At 67.6% G+C, this 916-nt stretch carries 1 protein-coding gene; it reads left to right on the top strand.

What is annotated here, in order from left to right; all coding sequences use genetic code 11:
- Positions 1–259: 259 nt before the first annotated feature.
- Positions 260–880 (top strand): TetR/AcrR family transcriptional regulator, encoded by a 621-nt coding sequence (locus ACY5KJ_RS14120; protein WP_462203554.1) that lies wholly within the window; start codon positions 260–262, stop codon positions 878–880.
- The last annotated feature ends 36 nt before the right edge of the window (positions 881–916 follow it).

Below are 916 nucleotides of genomic sequence, written 5' to 3'. Positions count from 1 at the left end.
AGAGAGCTGAGATTCACTCTCACAGCTCTCTCGAATCGGAATCAAGAAAAAGGCGGTGAGCAGGACACATCCGCCCGAGACGTCCACCGGACTCCGCTACCCGGGCCCGGCCGGAATGCACCCACCGACACCGGGACACGATTCCGATCATGCCGGCGCCCGGGGCGGCGCCACCGGGCGCCGCCGTACCGCACGGGAGCTACCACTACTGGGCATCGATTTCCTCCTGCCCCACCATGGGAGTCGTTACGCTGATCAGGTGCCACGCAACCGCCAGGAGGTTCCCCGCGAGGAACGGATCGATGCGTTGCTCACCGTCGCCGAGGAGCAGTTCCTGGCCCGCGGGTTCGCCGGGACGTCCATCGCGGAGATCGCCCGTTCCGCCGGCATCGAGCCGGGCTCCGTCTACTGGTATTTCCGGTCGAAGGACCATGCCTTCGCGGCGGTGCTGAACCGGCTGCTCGACGTTGAGGTCGACCGGATCGCCGCGTTGCCCGGAGACCCGGCGGCGAAGCTCTTCCTCGCCCTGGACTCGGTCGAGCGGCGCCGCACGCTGCATCCCTGTGTCGCCGAACGCGCCCCGCACGCCGCGCCGGTCATGGAGTACCACGAGCGGCTGCACGACTGGCTGCACGGGCTCGCGCTCGCCGCGGTGCACGACTTCGTGCCCGAACCCGATCGGGAGCTCGCGGCGGACGCGGTGGTCGCCACCATCGAGGGCGGGCTCGCCAACCCCGCGCCCTCCCGACCGACCAGCCATCTCGTGCACTTCCTGCTCTCGGCCTTCTGTACGGACACGCCGATACCTGCGAAGCCGGAGTTCCACGGATGGATGACGCCGTTGTTCGCCCGGCCAAGGGTAAACATTCACCTGCTTTAGTGATCTTGCTGTAGGTGACGGTTCACGGGCATGGCT

This window comes from Frankia sp. CcWB3 (assembly GCF_977927595.1).
Note: the sequence above shows the minus strand (reverse complement) of the source record. Positions and strands in the feature narration are given on the sequence as shown.